The sequence below is a fragment of the Bacteroidales bacterium genome (assembly GCA_012517825.1).
In the GTDB taxonomy this organism is placed as follows: domain Bacteria; phylum Bacteroidota; class Bacteroidia; order Bacteroidales; family JAAYUG01; genus JAAYUG01.
The window spans coordinates 1-1,946 of the sequence record JAAYUG010000099.1 but is presented as its reverse complement, the minus strand read 5'-3'; the positions used below and the strand labels follow the sequence as shown (position 1 = coordinate 1,946).

Annotated in this window: 2 protein-coding genes; both read right to left on the bottom strand. The window is 42.8% G+C overall.

Going from position 1 to position 1,946, the window contains the following annotated elements:
- Nucleotides 1-34: 34 nt before the first annotated feature.
- On the bottom strand, nt 35-898 hold the full coding sequence (locus GX419_06670; protein ID NLI24368.1) for a DMT family transporter: 864 nt from the start codon (nt 896-898) through the stop codon (nt 35-37).
- A 264-nt stretch (nt 899-1,162) separates the two neighbouring features.
- Complete coding sequence (locus GX419_06665) at nt 1,163-1,945, bottom strand: DeoR/GlpR transcriptional regulator (GenBank protein ID NLI24367.1); 783 nt, start codon at nt 1,943-1,945, stop codon at nt 1,163-1,165.
- Nucleotide 1,946: the final 1 nt, after the last annotated feature.

Sequence of the window (1,946 nt, the reverse complement as noted above, 5' to 3'; positions counted from 1 at the left end):
TTTCCCTGTTCGAGATTTAAAATACGCACAGGGATTATTCAGCAAGCAAAACGATGGCTACTGAAGCTGTAATAAGACCAGCCAGAAGAACACCTCCCGGTACAACCCCGTAAAGTATGAGGGAGAGTACGACAGTAATAACCGGTGCCAGACCTGTAAGCGGAACCACTATAATCGCTTTTCCATAACGCAGTGCATAAACAAGCGAAAGCGCTCCAATTGCATTTAGAACCTGAATTATTCCTGCAAGCCATGGTCCTTTGAATCCCCAATTTACGGGAACCGAGAAATCAGTCATCAGAACAGCAAAAGGTGACAAAACCAGACCTGTAATCGCCATATAGAAAAAAATGCTTTCCGCTTTCATTGAATTATTGGAAAATTTCATCACCCATGCCTGTGTGCCCCACATGACAAAGACCATGATGGCGAGTGCCAGCCAACCGATACCCTCCGTTTTCCCGGGATTAACCTGTGGATTGGAGAGAAGAAACATGGCAATAAGTGCCAGAACAATTCCTACCCATTGCCGGACATTTGCCTTTTCCTTCAGAAATACCAGCGAGAGAAATATGGTCAGAACAGGATAAAGGGATATAATCGGAAAAACTATGTAGGCCGGTCCCTGTCTCAGCGCCTGAAACAAAATCAACTGGCCGCCGGCGCCAAGCAAACCGACCGCTGATCCAAGGAAAACTGATTTTTTATCGTGTTCCGGATTCCAACCGATTCTGCTAAGAGCAAACAAAGCACATGGAATCATGGTCAGCGACCAAACCACATAACCCAAAGTGGCAGGAAATCCTGATTTTTCAGGTATTTCAATGAATGCACCCCATACACCCCAGAAAATTGTCGTTATCAATGCAAATAACAGCCACAACCTGTTTGTTTTCATCCGGATAATATTTGATAATCGTTTGTCCTGAAATCTTTCTCTTCTGAATCACATTAAAAAGGAACCAGCCTGGGCGGTCTTTTTTCTATTCCAGGGCCAAATATAAACAAAATGAATAAAACGTAATGTTTTGAAACAAAAAATAAGGAAAAACAGAATATCTCAAACCATAAATGAAGATGCAGGTCTTTTAAACCTCTGAAATTCAAGCATATTAAATTGGCTGAACGTCATTCTCAAAGGAATGGGAAGGGAAGGTAGGAATCAGGCAATAATAACCTTAATTCCGGCATCTTCAAGGCGTTTTTTATCATCAGCAGGAATGCCTTCGTCGGTAACCACGCAATGGATTTTGCTGATTCCGCAAATAAAGGCAAGGCTTCTCCTGAAAAATTTGCTTGAGTCGGTTACGATGATTACTTCCCTGGCATTCTTTATCATCAGCTCGTTAAGGTGAGCTTCTTCGAGATTGGGAGTATAAATACCGTGTTGGGTGTCGAAACCATCTACACCCAGGAAAACCTTGTCAACAAAAATATTTTGAAGATTCTTTTCTGAAAGGGGACCAACCAGGGAGAGGGAATTTCTTCTCAGATACCCTCCGGGGATGATTAAGTTGACATTGTTATTGTTGACAAGCTGACCAATAATGTTCAGAGCGTTGCAAACCACAGTAATATTATTCAGATGGCTCAGGTTCTTTGCTATTTCGAAAGTGGTGGTGCCGGAATCAAGAATAATGGTATCGTGGTCTTTTATAAGTTCAGCTGCTCTTTTGCCAATCCTTGCTTTCTCCTGATAGTGCAGTTTGTCTTTATCAGAGAGGTGGATGTCAATGCCAACGCCTCCGTCGGTTTTAATAGCTCCGCCGCGAATACGCAGCAAGAGATGTTTTTTCTCGAGCTGTTCCAGATCATTCCGAACCGTAACTTCACTGACATTGAATACTTTGCTCAGTTCGTGGACCAGAACCTGCCCGTGAGCTGATAACTGACTCAGAATTTCCTTTCTGCGTTCAACGGTTGTGCTTTTCTGACGCTGTTTCATT